The 228-nt window shown below is 44.3% G+C and carries 1 protein-coding gene; it reads right to left on the reverse strand.

The features are described 5' to 3' along the window. Positions 1 to 227, reverse strand: a 227-nt coding sequence (locus LKK83_RS31875; protein ID WP_324628781.1) for a group II intron maturase-specific domain-containing protein, incomplete at its 3' end; no start/stop codon positions are given. Position 228 lies beyond the last annotated feature (1 nt).

The raw sequence follows: 228 nt of genomic DNA on the forward strand, positions 1-228 counted from the left end.
CGCTTGATAGGAGTTTCTGCGTGTGTTAGCAGTCTTAACCCATCTTGCGCTTGAAACGTCCAGTTTCCATTGGCTCCCTTATGGTAATACTTTCTGAGCTTACCGATGGACGCTTTCCCACATCTTGATACTGTCCATGCCCTTAAGGCTGCCCAAACCATATAGTCGAGTTTGGAGTAAATTTCCTTGGATACTACTGTGCTGTAATAGTTACTCCATCCTTTTATG

Source organism: Phormidium sp. CCY1219 (assembly GCF_035615515.1).
In the GTDB taxonomy this organism is placed as follows: Bacteria; Cyanobacteriota; Cyanobacteriia; order Cyanobacteriales; family Laspinemataceae; genus CCY1219.